Source organism: Sphingomonas koreensis (assembly GCF_002797435.1).
Lineage (GTDB): Bacteria > Pseudomonadota > Alphaproteobacteria > Sphingomonadales > Sphingomonadaceae > Sphingomonas > Sphingomonas koreensis.
Genome location: NZ_PGEN01000001.1, coordinates 1914548 through 1934370 on the forward strand (window position 1 = coordinate 1914548; position 19823 = coordinate 1934370).

The 19823-nt window shown below is 66.5% G+C and carries 20 protein-coding genes and 2 tRNA genes; 14 read left to right on the top strand and 8 right to left on the bottom strand.

Going from position 1 to position 19823, the window contains the following annotated elements; translation table 11 throughout:
• The first annotated feature begins 9 nt into the window (after positions 1–9).
• Together BDW16_RS08890 and BDW16_RS08895 are read left to right on the top strand one after the other, a co-directional pair.
• A complete protein-coding gene (locus BDW16_RS08890) occupies positions 10–804 on the top strand; it encodes a protein phosphatase 2C domain-containing protein (protein WP_066580856.1) in 795 nt (264 codons plus the stop codon).
• A gap of 54 nt (positions 805–858) precedes the next feature.
• The gene (locus BDW16_RS08895) at positions 859–1527 is read left to right on the top strand and encodes a glutathione S-transferase family protein (protein WP_066580854.1); all 669 of its coding nucleotides are present in this window, start codon (positions 859–861) and stop codon (positions 1525–1527) included.
• Positions 1528–1579: 52 nt separating this feature from the next.
• Here the strand turns inward: BDW16_RS08895 and BDW16_RS08900 are convergent, their stop codons facing one another.
• Positions 1580–2137 carry a hypothetical protein gene (locus tag BDW16_RS08900; RefSeq protein WP_066580852.1) on the bottom strand — a complete coding sequence of 186 codons (558 nt, stop codon included), beginning with the start codon at positions 2135–2137 and terminating at the stop codon, positions 1580–1582.
• Positions 2138–2245: 108 nt separating this feature from the next.
• Here BDW16_RS08900 and BDW16_RS08905 point away from each other — a divergent pair, with 108 nt between their 5' ends.
• On the top strand, positions 2246–3121 hold the full coding sequence (locus tag BDW16_RS08905) for a bifunctional helix-turn-helix transcriptional regulator/GNAT family N-acetyltransferase (RefSeq protein WP_198585784.1): 876 nt from the start codon (positions 2246–2248) through the stop codon (positions 3119–3121).
• Here BDW16_RS08905 and BDW16_RS08910 read toward each other — a convergent pair.
• The 4 genes from BDW16_RS08910 to BDW16_RS08925 all read right to left on the bottom strand — a co-directional run bounded on the left by BDW16_RS08910 (position 3118) and on the right by BDW16_RS08925 (position 9698).
• A complete protein-coding gene (locus BDW16_RS08910) occupies positions 3118–5223 on the bottom strand; it encodes a transglycosylase domain-containing protein (protein ID WP_083954417.1) in 2106 nt (701 codons plus the stop codon). The two genes, BDW16_RS08905 and BDW16_RS08910, sit on opposite strands and share 4 nt — an antisense overlap.
• Positions 5224–5307: 84 nt before the next feature.
• Positions 5308–7359 (bottom strand): S9 family peptidase, encoded by a 2052-nt coding sequence (locus BDW16_RS08915; protein ID WP_066580844.1) that lies wholly within the window; start codon positions 7357–7359, stop codon positions 5308–5310.
• A 63-nt stretch (positions 7360–7422) separates the two neighbouring features.
• Entirely contained in the window at positions 7423–8934 is a 1512-nt protein-coding gene (locus tag BDW16_RS08920; protein ID WP_066580842.1) for a serine hydrolase, read from the bottom strand.
• A 197-nt stretch (positions 8935–9131) separates the two neighbouring features.
• Positions 9132–9698 carry an HNH endonuclease gene (locus tag BDW16_RS08925; RefSeq protein ID WP_066580840.1) on the bottom strand — a complete coding sequence of 189 codons (567 nt, stop codon included), beginning with the start codon at positions 9696–9698 and terminating at the stop codon, positions 9132–9134.
• 98 nt (positions 9699–9796) lie between these two features.
• On the opposite strand from BDW16_RS08925, the gene gluQRS reads away from it, so the two are divergent.
• The 3 genes from gluQRS to BDW16_RS08940 all read left to right on the top strand — a co-directional run bounded on the left by gluQRS (position 9797) and on the right by BDW16_RS08940 (position 11555).
• Entirely contained in the window at positions 9797–10639 is an 843-nt protein-coding gene (gene gluQRS, locus BDW16_RS08930) for a tRNA glutamyl-Q(34) synthetase GluQRS (protein WP_066580838.1), read from the top strand.
• 10 nt (positions 10640–10649) lie between these two features.
• Positions 10650–10880, top strand: a complete 231-nt coding sequence (locus tag BDW16_RS08935) for a twin transmembrane helix small protein (RefSeq protein WP_066580836.1) — start codon at positions 10650–10652, stop codon at positions 10878–10880.
• Positions 10881–10985: 105 nt separating this feature from the next.
• Entirely contained in the window at positions 10986–11555 is a 570-nt protein-coding gene (locus BDW16_RS08940) for a cob(I)yrinic acid a,c-diamide adenosyltransferase (protein ID WP_066580835.1), read from the top strand.
• Between the two features lie 26 nt (positions 11556–11581).
• On the opposite strand, the gene BDW16_RS08945 is transcribed toward BDW16_RS08940, so the two are convergent.
• Positions 11582–11655: transfer RNA gene (locus BDW16_RS08945), tRNA-Gly, on the bottom strand.
• 32 nt (positions 11656–11687) lie between these two features.
• Positions 11688–11773 (bottom strand) — tRNA-Tyr (locus BDW16_RS08950).
• Positions 11774–11867: 94 nt separating this feature from the next.
• Here BDW16_RS08950 and rlmB point away from each other — a divergent pair.
• Both rlmB and BDW16_RS08960 read left to right on the top strand, forming a co-directional pair.
• Positions 11868–12626 carry a 23S rRNA (guanosine(2251)-2'-O)-methyltransferase RlmB gene (rlmB, locus tag BDW16_RS08955; protein ID WP_066580834.1) on the top strand — a complete coding sequence of 253 codons (759 nt, stop codon included), beginning with the start codon at positions 11868–11870 and terminating at the stop codon, positions 12624–12626.
• Positions 12627–12638: 12 nt separating this feature from the next.
• Positions 12639–13406 carry a hypothetical protein gene (locus BDW16_RS08960; protein ID WP_066580831.1) on the top strand — a complete coding sequence of 256 codons (768 nt, stop codon included), beginning with the start codon at positions 12639–12641 and terminating at the stop codon, positions 13404–13406.
• A gap of 653 nt (positions 13407–14059) precedes the next feature.
• Here the strand turns inward: BDW16_RS08960 and BDW16_RS08970 are convergent.
• Complete coding sequence (locus BDW16_RS08970) at positions 14060–14377, bottom strand: 2Fe-2S iron-sulfur cluster-binding protein (protein WP_066580826.1); 318 nt, start codon at positions 14375–14377, stop codon at positions 14060–14062.
• 78 nt (positions 14378–14455) lie between these two features.
• On the opposite strand from BDW16_RS08970, the gene BDW16_RS08975 reads away from it, so the two are divergent.
• The 6 genes from BDW16_RS08975 (at position 14456) to BDW16_RS09000 (ending at position 19820) form a co-directional block, all read left to right on the top strand.
• Positions 14456–15079, top strand: coding sequence for a DNA-3-methyladenine glycosylase family protein (locus BDW16_RS08975; protein ID WP_066580824.1), 624 nt, complete (start codon positions 14456–14458; stop codon positions 15077–15079).
• Positions 15080–15148: 69 nt separating this feature from the next.
• Positions 15149–16261 carry an S-(hydroxymethyl)glutathione dehydrogenase/class III alcohol dehydrogenase gene (locus BDW16_RS08980; RefSeq protein WP_066580823.1) on the top strand — a complete coding sequence of 371 codons (1113 nt, stop codon included), beginning with the start codon at positions 15149–15151 and terminating at the stop codon, positions 16259–16261.
• Between the two features lie 18 nt (positions 16262–16279).
• Positions 16280–16663, top strand: coding sequence for a VOC family protein (locus tag BDW16_RS08985; RefSeq protein WP_066580821.1), 384 nt, complete (start codon positions 16280–16282; stop codon positions 16661–16663).
• Positions 16660–17523, top strand: coding sequence for a formyltetrahydrofolate deformylase (purU, locus tag BDW16_RS08990; RefSeq protein ID WP_237241243.1), 864 nt, complete (start codon positions 16660–16662; stop codon positions 17521–17523). Before BDW16_RS08985 ends, purU begins: the two co-directional genes overlap by 4 nt.
• Complete coding sequence (gene fghA, locus BDW16_RS08995; RefSeq protein WP_066580820.1) at positions 17520–18359, top strand: S-formylglutathione hydrolase; 840 nt, start codon at positions 17520–17522, stop codon at positions 18357–18359. Before purU ends, fghA begins: the two co-directional genes overlap by 4 nt.
• Positions 18360–18428: 69 nt before the next feature.
• Positions 18429–19820 (top strand): M20/M25/M40 family metallo-hydrolase, encoded by a 1392-nt coding sequence (locus BDW16_RS09000; RefSeq protein ID WP_066580818.1) that lies wholly within the window; start codon positions 18429–18431, stop codon positions 19818–19820.
• The last annotated feature ends 3 nt before the right edge of the window (positions 19821–19823 follow it).

The window sequence follows — 19823 nt, forward strand, 5'->3', positions numbered from 1 at the left end:
GCGGGTGCCATGCATTTCGATCTGATCCAGAGCATCAGCCTTGCCGGCTCCGCCACGACGCCCAATGACGATCGCTGCGGCGCCACAGCGCGCCTTGCCTGGATAATCGACGGTGCGACCGATCTGGGCCCACCCGGCCTGATGGGCAGCCAGCCAGGCGCGGCATGGCTCGCCGCGACCGCTTCGCGCGCGTTCGCAGGCGCCGCGGCAGAGACGCTTCCGGACATTCTCGACCATGTCTTCACCCGGACCGCCGCCGCCTATGCGACCGAGCGAACCCGCCCCCCCGTCGACGACTGGGAACTGCCGAGTGCCGCCTTTCTGGCGATGGCATTGGCCGGCGACGCGCTCGACCTCGGCTGGCTGGCCGATTGCGTATGTCTGGTGCTGCGTGGGGATACCGTCACCCGCCTTGGCTCTCAGCCGAGCACCGATGAGACCGAGGAAGCGCGGGTGTACGCGACGGGCGAAGAACGGCCGCTGGCGATGCTGCGCACGAAGCGGATGCGGCCAGGGCGTTATATCCTGGGCGTCGACCCCGCCCATCGCGCCTTTGTCGAATCGCTGCGTGTCCGGGTGGAACCGGGCGACGAGATCCTGTTGATGACCGACGGGATGGCGGCACTGATCGACGACTACGGCATGCAGCCGGATGCATTCCTCGCGACATTGCGCGCGGACGGACTGGCCGCGCTCGCCACCCGGCTGCGCGCGATCGAGGCCGAGGATGCGGATCGGGCACGCTATCCGCGTTTCAAACGAAGCGACGATGCCACCGCATTGTGGCTACGCATCGCCGCCTGATCCGCAAAACCCGCGCTTGCCGCCGCCCGTCTCCGCCGCCTAAAGCCTTGGGCCATGTGGCAGCTCTATCAATTTCCGCTTTGCCCCTTCTCGCGCAAGGTCAGGCTCGTCCTTGGTGAGAAGGGAGTCGGCTATGAGCCGGTACGCGAATCCCCCTGGGCGCGGCGCGACGAGTTTCTCGACATGAACCCCGCGGGGCAGACCCCCGTGATGGCCGACGATCGCGGCGTCGTGCTGATCGATTCGGTCGCGATCTGCGAGTTCTTCGAGGAAACGGTCAGCAAGGCCGCACTGCTCAACGGAACCGCGGCGGACCGCGCCGAGATTCGCCGCCTGGTCGCCTGGTTCGACGTCCAGTTCTTCCGCGACATCACCGGACCGCTGCTGCACGAGCGGATGCTCAAGCGGATCGTTCAACGCGCAACCCCGGATTCGACCGCGCTGCGCGAAGCGATGAAGGCAGCGGTGGCGCATCTCGACTATATCGACTTTCTGCTCGATCACCGCACCTGGCTGGGCGGTGCGACGATGAGCCTCGCCGACCTCGCCGCCGCAGCGCAGATCAGCGTCGCCGACTATCTGGGCGGGATCGATTGGAAGAGCCACGAGCAGGCCAAGCGCTGGTATGTCGGAATGAAAAGCCGCCCCAGCTTCCGCCCACTGCTCGCCGAACGGATGGAGGGGATCAACCCGCCGCCCGAATATGAAAAGCTGGATCTTTAGAGTCCGTTCTGGCTGAGCTGAGACGCGGCCGCACCAGCCCGCTGATCCGGTTCTAGGGGATCGAGATCGCCTCAGGCTGCTCGGCCGGAAAGCTGCGAACCGCTGCACTGGCGAGCTTCGGCGCAAGCGTCTCAGGCGCGTCAGCCCGCGTCCCTTCGGCCTGTGCTGTCAATGCGCGGCCACGCCACACCGGCTTCATCCCGTCGCGCAACACGAGCTCGACTTCAAGTTCGGTGACGATCAGGCCGCGCAGTGTCTGCTTGTTCGAGGGCATGCTGACGCCGATCGCCGCACCCCAATTGCCGACCGCTGCGGCAGGCCCCGGCGACTTCGCCTTGGACGTCACCGCGCCACGCGCCGCACGGGTCACCTTGACCCGCGCGATGTAACGGCTGCGGCTGGTCGCGGGCAGCGCGGTGAAACGCATATCGGCGAGCGCCCGCTCGACCGCATCGGCGAATAGCTGCCTGGCGGGGGCAGGAACGGCTTCATCCGCGACGGGCTCGATCGCTACCGTCCCAGGGCGGAGCGCTTCCGCTGCTTCGTCCTGCCCCGCAGGTTGCGGCGCGACAGCCAGAAGCATCGACGCGATCATCGTGAAGCCTGTCATCTACGCTACTCCCGCTCTGGCACGCGTTCCTTCGCATAACGTTGCCGATGCCGCCACCCAGTATCGGCCTGGTTGACCCGAGCTGATTATCTGACTTAAGTCAGAGAAATGATCACAGATCCGATCCGCCGCTTTCGCCGATTTGCCCGAGCGGTGACCCGCGAGGTGGGTGCGCTCGACACGTCGTTCCTTGGGCGCGGCCGGCCATTGGGCTCTGCACGCGTCATCAACGCGATCGGATCGGGTCGCAGCGACGTCGCCGATCTGCGCGCCTATCTCGATCTCGATTCCGGGCTGATGAGCCGCCTGCTCCGCGGGCTGGAGGACGAGGGCCTGATCCGGACCACCCCGCATCCGGACGATGCCCGGCGGCGGGTCGCGGTGCTGACCGCGGACGGGATCGAGGAGTTTCGCGCCTATGAGGCATTGTCGGATATGCGAGCAGCGTCGTTCCTCGACGGCGCATCGAACCGCGACGCACTGCTCGATGCGATGGACCTGATTGCGGCAGCCTTCGGGCGCGAGCTGATCGCGATCGAAGAAGTTGACCCGGTGAGCGAAGCCGCACGCCATTGTCTGACGCGCTACTATGCCGAACTGGACGCCCGTTTTCCCGCCGGATTCGAGGTGTCGCGATCGCGCGATCCAGATGCGAAGGCCATGATCCGCCCGCGCGGCGCGTTCTTCGTGGCCATATCGGACGGCTTGCCGGTGGGCTGCGTAGCGTTGAAAGGGGAAGGAGAATCCCGTGCCGAGATCAAACGGCTCTGGGTCGATCGCGGCGCACGCGGCCTGGGCCTTGCCCAGCAGTTGATGGCCGCAGCCGAAGATACGGCACGCGCGCTCGACATCGATACCTTGCGGCTCGATACTAACCGTGCGCTGCCTGAAGCCGAGCGCTTCTACCGCACCGCCGGCTGGACCGAGATCGAACGCTACAACGACAATCCCTATGCTGAGCTCTTCTTCGAGAAGCGGCTCTAGAAGCCTTCGCCCGGGACGGGCTCGCGCCGGCGCCGGTCACGTTCGGGCGGCGGCGGCGGATCCAGCTGCTGCGGCTCCCCCTCCACCGGATCGCGTCCCGGCCGGGTCATTTCGAGACTGCCGTCGCGGTTGACGCGCACTCCGACCGCCTGGCCACCGAAACTGCCTTCTATCTCTATCGGCTCGTCGATCACATTCGCGCCAACGTCGTCGATCACTTCCGAGAGATTCTCGACCACGGGCTCGGGCCTGGCCTGCACCGCAACGCCCAGCGCCCGCGCCATGAAGTCACGCCACACGCGCGCCGGCGCGCCTCCGCCGGCGAGGCCCGGGTTCGGGGTGTTGTCGTCATTGCCCATCCAAACCGCGGTGACGATGCCATCGGCATAGCCTACGAACAGCGCGTCGCGATTGTCCTGCGTCGTCCCGGTCTTGCCGAAGGTCTCGACCGACAGGGCCGCGCCGCGGCCGGTACCCTCGTGCACCGACGCGTTGAGAAGCTCGCGCATCCCCGCCAGTTCGCGGTTTCCGATCGGGCGCTGCGATCCGGTGAAGCGGTCCAACCAGCCCGGCTCGTCGGTTTCGGACAGTCCGCGCGGGCGTACCGGCGCCTCACCATTCGCGATCGCGGCATAGGCAGCGGTGAGTTCGAGCAGCGACACGGTCGATGTACCGAGCGCGATCGAGGCTTCTTCCGCAATCGGGGTCGAGATGCCGAGATCGCGGGCCGCGCGGATCACGGCGGCCGGGCCAACATCCTTGGTAAGACGCGCCGCCGCGACATTGCTCGACCTTGCAAAGGCCTGCCGCAGCGTGATCTCACCCCGGTAGCGGCCGTCGCTGTTCTTCGGCTTCCACTCGCCGATCGTCACCGGCTCGTCGAGCACGGTCGAGTCCGGCGTCATCCCGCTGCGCAGCGCGGCGAGATAGACGAACAGCTTGAAGGTCGAACCCGGCTGGCGCCGTGCCTGGGTCGCGCGGTTGAAGGGGGATTCGCCGTAATTCTTGCCGCCGACCATCGCGATCACGCGGCCGTCGGGACGCATCGAGACGATCGCGATCTGCGACTGACGCAGACCGGCATTGCGCACCGCACGCTCGGCGGCGCGCTGCATCCGCGTTTCGAGCGTCGTCGTCACCTCGCGCACTGCACCCAACTCGCCCGCCTGATCGCGTGCCTCGGGCAGCACCCAATCGGTGAAATAGGTTCCGCTGGGGAGCGCCTTGCTCCGCGCCAGCCGCAGACGGGCCGGACCGATCGCCCTGGCTTCGGCTTCGGTCAGCAGCCCGGCATCGACCATCGTGCCGACCACTACTGCCTGCCGCTCCTGCGCACCTTTGAGGTTGCCCGAAGGCGCAAGCCGGGACGGCGCCTTGACCAGGCCCGCGAGCATCGCGGCCTGTCCGGTGGTAAGTTCAGTCGCGGGGCGGCTGAAATAATGGCGTGCCGCAGCGTCGAGGCCGTACTGGTTGTCGCCGAAATAGACGTTGGAGAGATAGCGCGAGAGAATCTCGTCCTTGGTCAGCCAGGCTTCGAGCCAGAAGGCGATCAGCACTTCCTGGAACTTGCGACCGAAGGTGCGCTTGGAGCTGAGGAACGCGTTCTTGGCAAGCTGCTGGGTGATGGTGCTGCCGCCCTGCGAGCTCTTGCTCGTGAAGACATTGTTGACGAAGGCCCGGGTGATGCCGCGCGGATCGATGCCCCAATGGCTGCGGAACCGCCGGTCCTCGACGGCTATGAAGGCATCGACGACATGCGCGGGAAGCTTGGTGGCATCCACCGGCTTGCCGACCTCCGCGCCGGTCCTCGCGATCGGCGTGCCTTCGGCCGAGAGCAGGGTGATCGAGGGCGGGACTGGCGGCTCGAGCGATTTCGACAGCGGCGCGGTGAAGACCAGCCAGCCGATCGTGACGACGAACAGCACGATGAAGGCGGCAATCCCGCGCATCGTCCAGCGCCACCAGGGACGCCGACGCAGCGGAAGCCGCGGGCCGGCCGGCGGCACGTCGCCGCCACCACCCAGGCCGTCAAAGGGATCAAGGGGCGGGACCGCGGGCGCGCGCGGATCCGCGACCTCGGGATAGAGTGTGTCGTAGCGCATGGAACCGGCCACTGTTTTACCTCGCCACGACAGCGCGTACAAGCACCCGCCGCCCCGCATCGGGCAAGGCGGCGGGCGCGGTCGTCATTTGGCCGCCGGAGCCGCGACCTTGGGCGCCGCCTCGGCGAGGCCCGGCACATAGCTTGCGCCTTCGAGCACCTGCAGGCTCGATCCGGCGAAGTCGCCGCCGATCGGCTGCGACTTGCCTCCCAGGCACTTGGCGAGGAAGCCCTCGGTGATGCCGAAGAAGCTCAACCGGTTCTCGGGCCGTACGAAGCCATGCCCTTCGTCGGGATAGTTGATGTAGGTGACGGGCAGGTTCTTGGCCTTCATCGCGGCGACGATCTGGTCGCTTTCGGCCTTCACGACGCGCGGGTCGTTGCCACCCTGCCCGATCAGCAACGGTTTCCGGATGGCATCGACGCGGCTGATCGGCGACTGCGCCATCATCCGCTTCAGATCCTCGGGCTTACCCGGATCACCGATATGCTTGTAGAACGTGCCTTCAAGGATCGGACGCCAATAGGCCGGGAAGCTCTCCATCAGCGTCCTGAGGTTCGACGGGCCGACGATATCGACGCCGCAGGCGAAGCTGTCGGGGGTGAAGGTTAGGCCGACCAGCGTTGCATAGCCGCCATAGGAGCCGCCGAAGATCGCGACCTTGTCCTTTGTCGTGATGCCGCCCTTCACCGCCCAGTCGACCGCGTCGAGCAGATCCTGATGCATCTTGCCCGACCATTCGCCGATCGCGGCGTTGATGAACCCCTTGCCAAAGCCGGTCGAACCGCGATAATTGACCGACAGCACCGCATAGCCGCGGTTGGCGAGCCATTGGTGGGTGCTGATATAGCCGTAGCTGTCGCGCGCCCAGGGGCCGCCATGGACGGCGAGCACCAGCGGCACCGGCTTGTCGGGCTTGCCATCGTTGTCGGCGTCCGCCCCGGCGGGGAGCGTCAGATAGCTGACCAGCGTCTTGCCGTCGCCGGACGGAATCTCGACCGGCCACAGCGGCCGCAGCTTGTAGGCCGCAAGGTCCGGCCGCGTCTCGTAGAGCTTGGTCAGCGTCTTCGCCTTGCGGTCGTAGATATAGGCGGTCGCCGGCCTTTCCGCCGCGCTCGCCGCGACGATCAGCTTCGACCCGTCATCGGTGGCCGAGGTGATCGCGACCTCGCCCGGCAGCTTCGACCTCAGGAACTCGAGATCCGCCTTCGCCGCGGCGTTGAGCGGGGTCCACTCGTTCTTGAGGTAGTTCACCGAATAGGCGATCGGCTCATAGGTATCCGGATCCGTGAGCAGCCCGGCGATATCGGCCTTGTCGCTCGCCGCGATCACCTCGGTCTTGAGGGTCGCCACATCCATCTTCACCAGCGCCGCCTTGTCGCGCCCGCGGCTGTCCGCCCAGTAGAGGACGCTGCCATCCTTGTTGAAGCCGACCGGATTGGTGGTGAAGAAATCCTCGTTGGCGATCGCGAACGCCTCCGCCCATTTGCCGTCCGCACCGAGCCGGAAGTATTTGCTGCCGCCGCCGGGCACCTGCTGGAAGGCGAAGCGCGGCTTCAGCTGATTGTCGGTGACGAACCCGCCATAGCCGGGATTTTCCATCACCAGCTTGCTCGCACCGGTCTTGTAATCGACCTCGTAGAGATCGAAGAATTGCGGATTGCGGTCGTTGAGGCCGATCAGCACGACATCAGGCCGTTCCTTGCTCACCCCCTGGATCTGCGCGCGGACCTTGTCCCCCGCCTTGGTCAGCGCGACGTCCTTGAGCGTTGCGATCTCGACCGAGTGGACGCGGAAATTCTCGTTCCCGCCGCTGTCCTGAAGATAGATGATATGCGCGCCGTCGGGTGCCCAGAAATAGCTCTGCAACCCGCGTTTGCTCTCCCTGGTCACCGCCTTGGCTGCGCCGAGATTGCCGATCGGCGCCACCCACACGTTCATCACGCCGCCCACCGGCGCCAGCCAGCTGACATGCCTGCCGTCCGGGCTGATCTGCCCGCCGGCACGGCTGGGATTGCCGAAGATCTTCGCACGGGGGATGAGCGTGTCCGCACCCCCCTGCGGCGGCGTAGCGACGGCGGCGCCCGCACTCAGCAGTACGGCCCCGGACAACAACGCAATGGCAAGGCGTTTCATCGATTGATCCCTCCGTTGACCCGGCGAGCCTAAACCCGTCAGTGTGTTAATGCAATAACACGCCTATCGCACCGGCACGAAGTCGAGATGGTGGAAATCGTAGCTGAAGTCGGCGAGGGGAGAGAGCGCCTTCATCTTGACGCCGGCGACCTTGCCGTCGGCCACCACAAAGCTGACCACCGCATCTTCGCCCGCCCCGGCAGGGAAGCGCGTGCGGAACGTGTCGGTGCCCCAGGGTTCGAGCGCACTCTTGAACACGGGCGTCGGCACGAAATCGATGTGCAGGCGGGCCGCTTGCCCCCGGCCCTTGGCGGTGACGACGATGTCGCCATACCAGGCATCGCGGTAGCGCCCCGCATAGGCCGACAATGGCAGGCTCGGCTTGCCTTCGGGCGGCCTGGCCTCGCCTGCGGCCAGACCCGCAATCGCACTGTCCTGCGCCTGCTTGGTGCGCGCGACATAGCTTCCCACCCAGTCATAGGCCGGGGCGCCCAGCAGATGATCGAGGATCGCGTTGCGGATCCCGCCCGACACGCTGTCTTCGGTATTGCTGAGCACGACGACGCCGATCCCGGCAGACGGGATCATCGCGGTCTGCGTCACCTGTCCCGACAGGCCGCCCGAGTGGCTGATGAGGCGGCGGCCACGGAAATCCTGGACGAACCAGCCGAGCGCATAGCCCGACATCACGGGACGTGCCGGATTGACGTCGGTCCCGCCATCGCTCGACGAGACGATCACCTGCGGCTTCCACATCTCCACCGCCGACTCCGCGGTCCAGAGCCGCTTGCCGTCCGGCAACGTGCCCAGCGCCAGCTGCACCTCAAGCCATTTGGCGACATCCGCGACACTGGCATTGATCCCGCCAGCCGCGTCGATCAGCGGCCCTTCGTCGGGCTGAATCACCTTCATCGGGCCGATCCCGCGCGCCGGCGGCCCGAGCCGCGCGTGACGGCCGGCCACATTGGGCGTCCGCAGCATGTCGCGGGACGGCACCGCATCGGCCATCCCGAGCGGCTGGAGGATGCGCGTCGCAATGAAATCGCGCCACGACAGGCCCGACATCTTCTCGATCAGGATGCCTGCGACGATGTAGAGGATGTTGTCATAATCATAGCCCGCGCGGAAACCGCGGGCCGGGCGGAGGAACCGGAGCGCCCGCATCACCTGCGCCGCGTCGGCGGTCGATTGCGGAAAATACATGAGATCGCCGGCACCGAGCGGCAGCCCGGAGCGGTGGACCAGCAGATCGCGCACGGTGAACATGCCGGTCACCGCCGGATCGGCCATCCTGAACTCGGGCAGATATTTGACCAGCGGCTCGTCCCAGCCGATCTTCTTCTCCTCCACCAGCATCGCCAGCGCGGCGCCGGTGAACGCCTTCGAGTTGGACGCAATGCCGAAGCGCGTATGGGCGTCGACCGGATCGGTCTTGCCCATCGTCCGCACGCCATAGCCCTTGAGCCAGGGCGCCTGGCCCTTGCGGACGATCGCGACGGCAATGCCGGGCGTCTCGAACGCCTTCATGAAATTGCCGACGATCGCGTCGACCGCAGTGTCCAGCCCGGCCGGCACCTGCGCCCAGGCGGGCAGTGCCAGCCCGGCAACACCGCCCAGCCCAGCACCAGCGCACTGCGCCGGTCAATCGTCAAACCACTCATTGAAACCCCTCCAGATCCGTCGCTCCGGCCATCTGCCGGAGTCCATGGCGCCTCTGGAGATGACCTTGCCGCCAGCCGAACCCGGGAACAAGCCCGGGAGGGATCAAAAGCCTATGCCTCGAGTTCGACGTCCCAATAGAGCCAGTCGTGCCAGGTCTCGTGCAGATGGTTGGGCGGGAATCGCCGGCCATGTTCCTGCAGCTGCCAACTGGTCGGCCGGATCGGCGCGACGTGCAGCGGCATCGCCGCCTGCCGCGGCGTGCGCCCGCCCTTGCGCAGGTTGCAGGGCGCGCAGGCGGTCGCGACATTCTCCCACGTCGTCCGCCCGCCCTGCGCGCGCGGGATGACGTGATCGAAAGTCAGGTCGCGCGGGCTACCGCAATATTGGCATTCGAACTTGTCGCGCAGGAACAGGTTGAAGCGGGTGAAGGCCGGAAATTGCGACGGCTTCACATATTGCTTGAGCGCGATCACCGACGGCAGCTTGATCGCCGCGGTCGGGCTGCGCACCTCCCGCTCGTAATGGCTGACGATATCGACGCGATCGAGGAACACCGCCTTGATCGCCGTCTGCCAGGGCCACACGCTCAGCGGATAATAGGAGAGCGGGGTATAATCGGCATTCAGCACAAGGGCAGGACACCCGTCGGGATGGCGGATCAGATCGGGATGGTACATGGTCCCCCTCGTGCCCGTTACGCCTATCCGCCTCTCGCCACGAAGCGTTACGCCGTCATGACAACATATGCCGCGACTCGCGGTCAAGGGCCGCGTTCATGATTGTCACGCGTTTCGCGCCAAGTCCCACCGGACGGTTGCATTTGGGCCACGCTTTCTCGGCGATCCGCGCGCATGACTTCGCGCGCGAGCGCAATGGCCGCTTCCTGGTCCGGATCGAGGATATCGACGGCACACGCAGCCGCCCCGAGCATGTCGAGACGATCCTGCGCGATCTCGAATGGCTGGGGCTGGGCTGGGACGGCGAGGTCGTGTTCCAGTCGCAGCGGCTGGCGCGCTACGAAGCGGCGCTGGACCGGTTGAGGGCCGCGGGGCTGCTCTATCCCTGTTTCTGCACCCGTGCCGATATCGCGGCGAGCGTGAGCGCCCCGCACGGGCCGGAGGGGCCGGTCTATCCCGGGACCTGCCGGGCGCTGGTGTCGCCAGACCTGTCGCGGCCGCACTGCTGGCGGATCGATATGGCAAAGGCGCTCGCGACGGTTTCCACGCCGCTGACGTTCGAGGAGGGCGGGCGGGGCCGGGTCGAGGCCGATCCGCTGTCGCACGGCGATGTGGTGCTCGCGCGGAAGGACGCGCCGGCTTCCTATCATCTTGCCGTCACGATCGACGATGCGGCGCAGCAGGTCACCGATATCGTCCGCGGCGAGGACCTGATCGCGGCGACCCATGTCCACCGACTGCTGCAGGCGCTGCTCGGCCTGCCCGTGCCGCGTTACCACCACCATGCCTTGCTCACCGGCGCGGACGGCGAACGGCTGGCCAAGCGGCACGGCGCCCCTACCCTTGCGGCACTGCGCGAAGCGGGCGAGGACGGGCGGGCGTTGGCGGAGACGCTGCGCCGGGGCGAACTCCCGATTGGATTCGCCGCGGCAAAGGCCTAGAGTCACATTCATGAAACTGTTCCTCATCCTGCTCCTGATCGCGGCGATGATCGCGACCGTGGTCGCGCTGGTCCGCGGCATCATCACCTTCCTCCGCGTCACCGAGGCGGATCTGAAGGGCGGCAACGGCCCGAGCGCATCGGCGCTCAAGTCGAACAAGATGATGCAGCAGCGCATCCTGTTCCAGGGTATCGCGATCGCGATCGTCGCGGTCCTGCTGTTGATGGCGAGCAGCGGCTAGAGCCTTCATTCAAAGCGGCACCGGCCCGCTCCCCCGCCCGGCCGCCCACAGGATAATGGCGCTGGGTGACCGGGTGGGGGAGCGGGCCGGTGCGGAACCCAGCAAATGGTCAAGCTCAACAAGATCTACACCCGCACCGGCGACGACGGCACCACCGGCCTTGTCGATGGATCGCGCGTCGCCAAGCACGATCCGCGCATGGCGGCGATCGGCGATGTCGACGAGGCGAACAGCGCGATCGGAGTCGCGATCGCGGCGATCGGCGGCGGCTATCCCGCCGATCTGCTCGAAACCGTGCAAAACGACCTGTTCGACCTGGGCGCCGACCTGGCGACGCCAGGCGAGGATTTCGCCCCGGACGAAATGACGCTGCGCATCGTTCCCGCGCAGGTGACGCGGATCGAGGCTGCGATCGACGAGGCCAATGCCGGGCTCGAACCGCTGCGCAGCTTCATCCTGCCCGGCGGATCGGAGCGCGCGGCGGCGATCCACCTTGCCCGCGCGGTCACACGCCGGGCCGAGCGCACCGCCGTCGCGGCATCGCGCGAGGTTTCGCTGAACCCGCAGGCGCTGGCCTATCTCAACCGGCTGTCGGACCTGTTGTTCGTGCTGGCGCGGGCGGCGAACCTCAACCGTGGCGGCGACGTGCTGTGGAAGCCGGGCGCGAACCGTTAAGCTCTGGAATTTTCCGGAGGAAGGGCTGGAGCGGGTAGCGGGAATCGAACCCGCGTATTCAGCTTGGAAGGCTGCTGCACTACCATTGTGCTATACCCGCCCATGGAGCGCAGCATATCCCGCGAGGGGAGATGGTGGAAGGGACTGGATTCGAACCAGTGTACGCTCACGCGGGCAGATTTACAGTCTGCTGCCTTTAACCACTCGGCCACCCTTCCATGCGGCACGCCGAAGCGAGTGCGGCCCATTGCCGAAGCGCGCCGCCCCTGTCAACGCCTTGCGCGGGAGATTTGTGCCGCCTAGCGTCTCGCGATGAGCAAGGGACCACGTCGCGGGCATCGCCCATCGGGCAATTCGGGCAGCAGCAACCGCCCCCGTTTCTGGGGCCGCCACGCCGTGACCGCGGCGCTGGCCAATCCGGAGCGGACGGTGCGCAAGGTGTGGGGCACGCGCGAGGCGCTGGCGGCGCTCGACCTGCCGCCGGTGCTGCCGATCACCTATGCCGATGTCGCCGACCTCGCCCGGATGGTACCCAGCGACGCGCCGCATCAGGGCCTCGTGATCGAGGTCGACCCGCTCGAGGAAATCTGGCTGGGCGACCTGCTCGAATCGGGCGCCGACGACCGGCGGCCGCTGCTGGTGCTCGATCACGTCACCGATCCGCACAATGTCGGCGCGATCCTGCGCTCGGCCGCGGCGTTCGACGCGCTGGGGATCGTGACGCAGGACCGGCACGCGCCGCCCGAATCGGGATCGCTGGCCCGCTCCGCATCGGGCGCGCTCGAGCTGGTGCCCTGGGTACGCGTGGTGAACCTTGCCCGCGCGCTCGACGAGATCGGCGAAGCCGGTTTCTGGCGCATCGGTCTGGCGGGCGAGGCGAAGGGCACGCTCGCCGAAGTGATGGGCGATACCCGGCCGGCGCTCGTGCTCGGCGCCGAGGGGGAAGGCATGCGCCACAACACCGCGCAGCATTGCGACGAGCTTGCGCGGCTGCCGATCTCGCCTAGGGTCGAGAGCCTGAATGTATCCAACGCCGCCGCGATCGCGCTGTACGCCGCGGTCTCGCGCTGAGAGGGGAAAGCGATGTTCGAACGAATCAAGGGCATCGCGCTGGTGCTGGTCGCCCCGCTGGTGCTGGTGGGGTGCGCGTTCAGCCCGGGCAAGTTCACCTCCTCGCTCACCCTGCTTGCCGACCGCAGCTTCACCTTCAGCTATCAGGGCGAGGTGATCGCCGTCGACTTCGCCAGCGAGATGGCCAAGGGCATGGGCGACGCGTTCAAGGACGACGACGAGCAGAAGAAGGAAGGCACCAGCACGACCGCGATGCTGCGCGCGGCGACCTGGCAGGACAAGGATGCCGCGAACGAAGCCAAGCCGGGCGGCGAGGACGATTCCGTCGAGGACGAGGCCAAGAAGGAAGCCAAGTTCAAGGCGATCGGCGAGGCGCTGACCAAGGAAGCCGGCTACCGATCGGTCACCTACAAGGGCAAGGGCGTGTTCCTGATCGACTATCAGATCAGCGGCAAGCTCACCCACAATTTCCTGTGGCCGTACAATATCGACGCCGAGGTGATCTTCCCCTTCGTGGTGGTCGAGATGCGGGGCAAGGACCAAATACGGGTCAAGGCACCCGCGTTCGGCGACGATGATTCGCCCGCCAAGGGCAAGGGCGACGACAGCAAGGCCAAGCTCGACGGCACCTTCACCCTCGTCACCGACGGCGAGTTGGTGAGCCAGAACAACGAGGATGGCGCGACCAGCGCGAACGGCCGCAAGACCGTGGTCTGGAAGGCGACCCCGCTGAGCAAGGATGCGCCGATGGCGGTGGTCAAGGTCGCGCCGCTGCCCTGAAGGCGAAGTTCACGAAGGTACGGGAAACGCGATTCATTCTGTCAATTTCGTCGCCTTTGTCCGGCGGGTGTCAGGCCAGGCGGATCGACGCGATCAAAGAGCGGCCGCGAGCGGCAGAACGACGCAAGCAAATGAAATCCAACATTGCAAGCGGCGGTTATGGGGTGGGAAGCGGACCTTAGCCCGCAAGGCTAAGGAGAGCACCGAAATAAGCGACCATCAAGACCAACGGAGCGACCGAGAACGTCATTCGACGCATGCCTCCTATGGCGAGATAACGGCGGAATAGCAGAAGCGGAATCCAAACGAGCGAAACGGCTAGCGCGCTAAGGAACCATCCGGACTTAAAATGCGCTGCTTCTATGGCTCCAAAATGCGGGAGCAGAACTAGCATATAGAACGCCGAGACCGTGGCGGCGGTAATGCGTGCGATAGACGCAGCCTTGGACATTCCTGGCTCCCCATGAGCGCCGGCGAGCTTAATCCATCCATCTAGGTCGGCAATGGCGGTCCTTAGCGGTCGTTCCCTCGCTCCGTCTTCCATTGCATCGCACGAGGCGCCGCGGATCCCGGCTCAAGGCCGGGATGACGGATGGTTTGCGATGATCGCGATCCGCCAGGGCCTTCGCGCCCCCTGACGGCCCCGCCCGCGGTCAATCCTCGGCGGCGATCGTCACCTTGAGGCCGTCGAGCGCGCTGGTGAACTGGATCTGGCAGGACAGGCGCGAGCGGTCGTCGCGGTCCGACGAGCTGTCGAGCAGGTCGTTCTCGTCCTCGCTCATCGGCGTCAGTTTGTCCGCAAATTCCGGATCGACATGGACGTGGCAGGTCGCGCACGAGCAGCAGCCGCCGCACAAGGCGAGCAGTTCGTCGAACCCATTGTCCCGGATCACTTCCATGACGCTAAGGCCCACCTCGCCCTCGACTTCGCGTTCTTCTCCTTCACGCGTGACGACGATAAGCTTGGGCATCGGATTCTCCTGTCTATGTCGCGCCAATGCCGGGGAACGTCCCGGCTTTCAAGTTTCACGCTTCAAAGGTTTCGCCTGATGGGCCTTAGCGCCGAACAGCTTCGCACTTCGCTGGATACGCTGGGCGTGTCCGAACCCCTCATCGCGGCAGCGGTCACCCGGGTGGGCTATCCCGAACCGCGCATCCGCGACCGCGGCTATGAGACGCTGCTGCGCACCATCGTCGGCCAGCAGGTGAGCGTCGCGGCGGCAGCATCGATCTGGACCAAGCTAGGCGCCGCGCTGGGCGACCTGACCAGCCCCGAGATCGTCGCCGCCGCGTCCGACGACGCGCTGCGCGCCGCCGGCCTCTCGCGGCAAAAGGCAAGCTATGCCCGCAGCCTCGCCGAGGAGGTGACGAGCGGACGGCTCGACCTTGGCAACCTGCCCGCCGACGACGAGGAAGCCATCGTTCAGCTGACCCGGATCAAGGGCATCGGCCGCTGGTCGGCGGAAATCTATCTGCTCTTCGCCGAGGGACGGCCCGACATCTGGCCCGCCGGCGACCTTGCCGTGCAGATCGAGGTCGGACGGATCATGGGCCATGCCGAGCGGCCTTCGGAGAAGCTGACCCGCGAGATCGCCGAACCCTGGCGCCCGCATCGCGGCGCCGCGGCGATCCTGGCCTGGCATCACTACAAGGCCGACATGGACGTCATCTAGCACATCTAGGGCTGGCGCCCCTGCCCGTCCCTTGCCAAAGAGCGCGGGACAGCAAGGAGGCCTGACCCCATGAAGACCCGCGCCGCCGTCGCCTTCGAGGCGAAGAAGCCGCTCGAGATCGTCGAGCTCGATCTGGAAGGCCCCAAGCCCGGCGAGGTGCTGGTCGAGATCATGGCGACGGGCATCTGCCATACCGACGCCTATACGCTCGACGGGTTCGACAGCGAGGGGATCTTCCCCTCGGTACTGGGGCATGAGGGCGCGGGCGTGGTGCGCGAAGTCGGCGCGGGCGTCACCAGCCTGAAGCCGGGCGACCATGTCATCCCGCTCTACACGCCCGAATGCCGCCAGTGTAAATCGTGTCTGTCCGGCAAGACCAACCTGTGCACCGCGATCCGCGCGACGCAGGGCAAGGGGCTGATGCCCGACGGCACCACGCGCTTCAGCTACAAGGGGCAGCCGATCTTCCATTATATGGGCTGCTCGACCTTCTCGAACTCTACCGTGCTGCCCGAGATCGCACTGGCGAAGATCCGCGAGGACGCGCCGTTCCAGACCAGCTGCTATATTGGCTGCGGCGTCACCACCGGGGTCGGCGCGGTGGTCAACACCGCAAAGGTCCAGGTCGGCGAGACGGTCGTGGTGTTCGGTCTTGGCGGGATCGGCCTCAACGTCATCCAGGGCGCGAAGATGGTCGGTGCGGACGTGATCGTCGGCGTCGACATCAATCCCGATCGTGAGGAATGGGGCCGCAAGTTCGGCATGACCCACTTCATCAACGGCAAGGGCAAGAGCCGCGAGGACGTGATCGCCGAAGTGCTGGCGCTGACCGATGGCGGCGCCGACTACAGCTTCGACGCGACCGGCAATACCGAGGTGATGCGCACCGCGCTGGAATGCTGCCATCGCGGCTGGGGCGAGAGCATCATCATCGGCGTGGCCGAGGCGGGCAAGGAGATCGCCACCCGCCCCTTCCAGCTCGTCACCGGCCGGGTATGGAAGGGCACGGCATTCGGCGGCGCCAAGGGACGGACCGACGTGCCCAAGATCGTCGACTGGTATATGAACGGGAAGATCGCGATCGACCCGATGATCACGCATGTGTTGAGCCTCGAGGAGATCAACAAGGGGTTCGACCTGATGCATGCGGGTGAGTCGATCCGCAGCGTCGTCGTCTACTGACCAAGAAGGAGGGGAGCCATGTTCAGTCACGTCATGCTCGGCGCCAACAACGTCGAGGAATCCAAGGCATTTTACGACGCCACGCTCGGCGCGCTGGGTGCCCAGCCGGGTCGCACCGATCCCAAGGGGCGCGCCTTCTACATGCATAATGGCGGCGTCTTCATGCTGAGCAACCCGATCGACGGCCAGCCCGCATGCCACGCCAATGGCGGCACCGTCGGCTTTGCCGCGAACGGGCCAGAGGCCGTCGATGCGTGGCACGCCGCGGGGCTGGCCCATGGCGGCACCGCGATCGAGGATCCGCCGGGTATTCGCGAGGGCGCGTTCGGCAAGCTGTACCTGGCGTATCTCCGCGATCCGGCCGGGAACAAGGTGTGCGCCATGTACCGGATGCCTGCGTGAACCAAGCGAGCTGGATCCTCACCCTCACCTGCGTCGACCGGGTGGGGATCGTCGCGGGCGTGACCGGGTTCCTGGCGCGGAACGACGGCTTCATCCTGGACAGCCAGCAATATGCCGATCTGGAGACGGGGCGCTTTTTCATGCGTGTCGTCTTCACAGCGGGCGGGCCGGGCTTTCCCGAGGGGCGGGACGCGCTGGTCTCGGCGTTCCTGCCCGTAGCGGCCGAGTTCGAGCTGGACTGGGGACTGTCCGCGTCGGACGAGAAGCCGCGCCTGGTGGTCGCGGTGTCGAAGGGGTCGCACTGCCTGAACGACCTGCTCCATCGCCAGCAATCGGGAACGCTGTCGGCGCAGATCGTCGCGGTGGTTTCCAACCATGACAGACTGCGCAGCCTGACCGAATGGCACGGCGTGCCCTATCACCACCTGCCCGTCGGTGAGGGCGGCAATGCCGAACAGGAGCGCGCGATCGAGGCGGTGATGGAGGAGGCCGCCGCGCCTTACCTGATCCTCGCGCGCTATATGCAGGTGCTGACCCCGGCGTTCGCCGACCGGCTGGCGGGGCGCTGCGTCAACATCCATCACAGCTTCCTGCCCGGCTTCAAGGGCGCCCGCCCCTATCATCGCGCGCATGAGCGCGGCGTGAAACTGATCGGGGCCACCGCGCATTTCGTCACCAGCGACCTCGACGAGGGGCCGATCATCGAGCAGGCGGTGGAGCGGGTCGATCACCGCGACAGCGTCGACGACCTGATCCGCATCGGCCGCGACATCGAGGCGCAGGTGCTGGCCCGTGCCGTCGATGCGCTGGGCGAGCGGCGCCTGTTCCTCAACGGCAACCGGACATTGGTGTTCAGATGACCCTCGAAACGCTTTCGACCAACAAGGCCCATGACGGCACGCAGGGCGTGTATCGCCACGCGAGCACGGCCACGGGCACGCCGATGACCTTCTCGGTCTTCGTCCCCGACCACGCCGAGGGCGCGAAGCTGCCGGTGCTGTGGTACCTCTCCGGCCTCACCTGCACCCATGCCAACGTCACCGAAAAGGGCGAGTATCGCGCGGCCTGTGCCGAGCATGGCGTGATCTTCATCGCGCCGGACACCAGCCCGCGCGGCGACGCGGTGCCGGACGATGAGGCGTACGACTTCGGCAAGGGCGCGGGCTTCTACGTCGATGCGACCGAAGAACCCTGGGCGGCGAACTTCCGGATGCGGTCCTATGTCGAGGACGAGCTGCCCGCGCTGATCCTGCGCGAGTTTCCGCAGGCCGATCTGTCGCGGCAGGGGATCACCGGTCATTCGATGGGCGGGCATGGCGCGCTGACGATCGGGCTGCGCAACCCCGACCGGTTCCGCTCGGTGAGCGCGTTCGCCCCGATCTGCGCGCCGAGCCAATGCCCCTGGGGCGAGAAGGCGCTGACCGGCTATCTCGGCGGCGACCGCGAGGATTGGCGTGCCTATGATGCCTGCGCGATGATCGCGGACGGGTTGAGGATTGCCGAGCTGCTGGTGGATCAGGGCGATGCGGACGCGTTTCTGAGCGAGCAGCTCAAGCCCGAATTGCTGGCCCAGGCATGCCAGGATGCGGGGATCGACCTGACCCTGCGCATGCAGCCGGGATACGACCACAGCTATTATTTCATCTCGACCTTCCTGCCCGAGCATGTCGCCTGGCACGCCGCCCGACTGAAATGATGCCCGACCCGCATTGCTGATCCGCGTTCGCGCCTCTAGCCTGCCCGCAGAATAGCGAGGGGAAAGTGTATGCGTTCGATGATTGCGGCGTTGGCGATGACGGTGGCGGCGGCAGGTGTCGCACATGCGCAGAAGGCTGCGCCCGAAGCCGATGCACAGGCGCTGGAGCTGCTCAAGCGGGCGATCGCGTTCCGCACCGTCGAAGGCCCCGGCAACCAGACGCCCGACTATGCCAATTATCTGCGCGACGCGCTGATCGCGGGCGGGTTCGCGGCGGAGGACGTGACGGTCGAGCGGCTGGGCGACACCGCGATGCTCGTCGCCCGCTATCGCGGAACCGCGAAGCCCGGCACCGCCAAGCCGATCGGCATCATCGGCCATATGGACGTGGTCGCCGCCGACCCCAAGGACTGGGAGCGCGATCCGTTCACCCCGGTGATCGAGAATGGCTATATCTTCGGCCGCGGATCGACCGACAACAAGTTCAGCGTGTCGGCGATGGTCGCGGCGCTGATCCAGCTCAAGAAGGACGGGTTCAAGCCCAGGCGCGACATCATCTTCATGGGATCGGGCGACGAGGAAACCGAGATGAAGACCACCGCCGCGCTGGCGGAGAAATATACCGGGCTCGAACTGCTGCTCAACATCGATGCCGGCGGCGGCCGCTACTCGCCCGAGGGCAAGGCCGAATATTACGGGCTGCAGGCGGCGGAGAAGACCTATGCCGACTTCATCCTGACCGTCACCGATCCCGGCGGGCATTCGAGCGCGCCGCGGCCGGTGAACGCGATCGTCACGCTGGCCCGGGCGGTGGAGCGGATCGGCAATTACAAGTTCGCGCCCGAGGTGAACGAGATCACCAAGGCCTCGCTCGCCGTCGCGGCGGAGACCGCCAAGCCCGAGGATGCGGCGGCGATCCGTGCCTTTCTGGCCAACCCGCAGGACGACGGCGCGCTCAAGGTGCTGCGCGCCAATTACGGGCTGGTCGGGCAGATCGGCACGACCTGCGTGCCGACGATGGTCAATGCCGGCCACGCCCAGAACGCCCTGCCCCAGCGCGCCACCGCCAACATCAACTGCCGCATCTTCCCCGGCAATTCGATCGAGAGCATCCAGGCCAGGCTCAAGGACGTCGCCGCCGAGCCGGGCCTGACCATCGTCAAGGACGACAGCGGCGGCAAGCCCGGCCCGGCATCGCCGCTGCGGCCCGATGTGATGAAGGCCGTGACCGATGGCATCCATGCGCGCTTCCCGACGGTGAAGGTCATCCCGAGCATGTCCGCCGGGGCGACCGATTCGATGCATTTCCGCGGGCGCGGGGTGCCGAGCTACGGCATCGCGCCGATCTTCATGAAACAGTCCGACCAGTTCGCCCATGGCCTGAACGAACGCACGCCGCTGAGCGAGCTGGCGCCGGCGGTCACCTATTTCCGGCGGGTGGTGGCCGAGCTGTCCAAGTGACCC

Excerpts from the sequence above, each read along its gene's own strand:
- BDW16_RS08890 (WP_066580856.1), top strand. The coding sequence starts at position 10 with ATGCATTTCGATCTGATCCAGAGCATCAGCCTTGCCGGCTCCGCCACG.
- BDW16_RS08895 (WP_066580854.1), top strand. The coding sequence starts at position 859 with ATGTGGCAGCTCTATCAATTTCCGCTTTGCCCCTTCTCGCGCAAGGTC.
- BDW16_RS08900 (WP_066580852.1), bottom strand. The coding sequence starts at position 2,137 with ATGACAGGCTTCACGATGATCGCGTCGATGCTTCTGGCTGTCGCGCCG.
- BDW16_RS08905 (WP_198585784.1), top strand. The coding sequence starts at position 2,246 with ATGATCACAGATCCGATCCGCCGCTTTCGCCGATTTGCCCGAGCGGTG.
- BDW16_RS08910 (WP_083954417.1), bottom strand. The coding sequence starts at position 5,223 with ATGCGCTACGACACACTCTATCCCGAGGTCGCGGATCCGCGCGCGCCC.
- BDW16_RS08915 (WP_066580844.1), bottom strand. The coding sequence starts at position 7,359 with ATGAAACGCCTTGCCATTGCGTTGTTGTCCGGGGCCGTACTGCTGAGT.
- BDW16_RS08925 (WP_066580840.1), bottom strand. The coding sequence starts at position 9,698 with ATGTACCATCCCGATCTGATCCGCCATCCCGACGGGTGTCCTGCCCTT.
- gluQRS (WP_066580838.1), top strand. The coding sequence starts at position 9,797 with ATGATTGTCACGCGTTTCGCGCCAAGTCCCACCGGACGGTTGCATTTG.
- BDW16_RS08935 (WP_066580836.1), top strand. The coding sequence starts at position 10,650 with ATGAAACTGTTCCTCATCCTGCTCCTGATCGCGGCGATGATCGCGACC.
- BDW16_RS08940 (WP_066580835.1), top strand. The coding sequence starts at position 10,986 with ATGGTCAAGCTCAACAAGATCTACACCCGCACCGGCGACGACGGCACC.
- rlmB (WP_066580834.1), top strand. The coding sequence starts at position 11,868 with ATGAGCAAGGGACCACGTCGCGGGCATCGCCCATCGGGCAATTCGGGC.
- BDW16_RS08960 (WP_066580831.1), top strand. The coding sequence starts at position 12,639 with ATGTTCGAACGAATCAAGGGCATCGCGCTGGTGCTGGTCGCCCCGCTG.
- BDW16_RS08970 (WP_066580826.1), bottom strand. The coding sequence starts at position 14,377 with ATGCCCAAGCTTATCGTCGTCACGCGTGAAGGAGAAGAACGCGAAGTC.
- BDW16_RS08975 (WP_066580824.1), top strand. The coding sequence starts at position 14,456 with ATGGGCCTTAGCGCCGAACAGCTTCGCACTTCGCTGGATACGCTGGGC.
- BDW16_RS08980 (WP_066580823.1), top strand. The coding sequence starts at position 15,149 with ATGAAGACCCGCGCCGCCGTCGCCTTCGAGGCGAAGAAGCCGCTCGAG.
- BDW16_RS08985 (WP_066580821.1), top strand. The coding sequence starts at position 16,280 with ATGTTCAGTCACGTCATGCTCGGCGCCAACAACGTCGAGGAATCCAAG.
- fghA (WP_066580820.1), top strand. The coding sequence starts at position 17,520 with ATGACCCTCGAAACGCTTTCGACCAACAAGGCCCATGACGGCACGCAG.
- BDW16_RS09000 (WP_066580818.1), top strand. The coding sequence starts at position 18,429 with ATGCGTTCGATGATTGCGGCGTTGGCGATGACGGTGGCGGCGGCAGGT.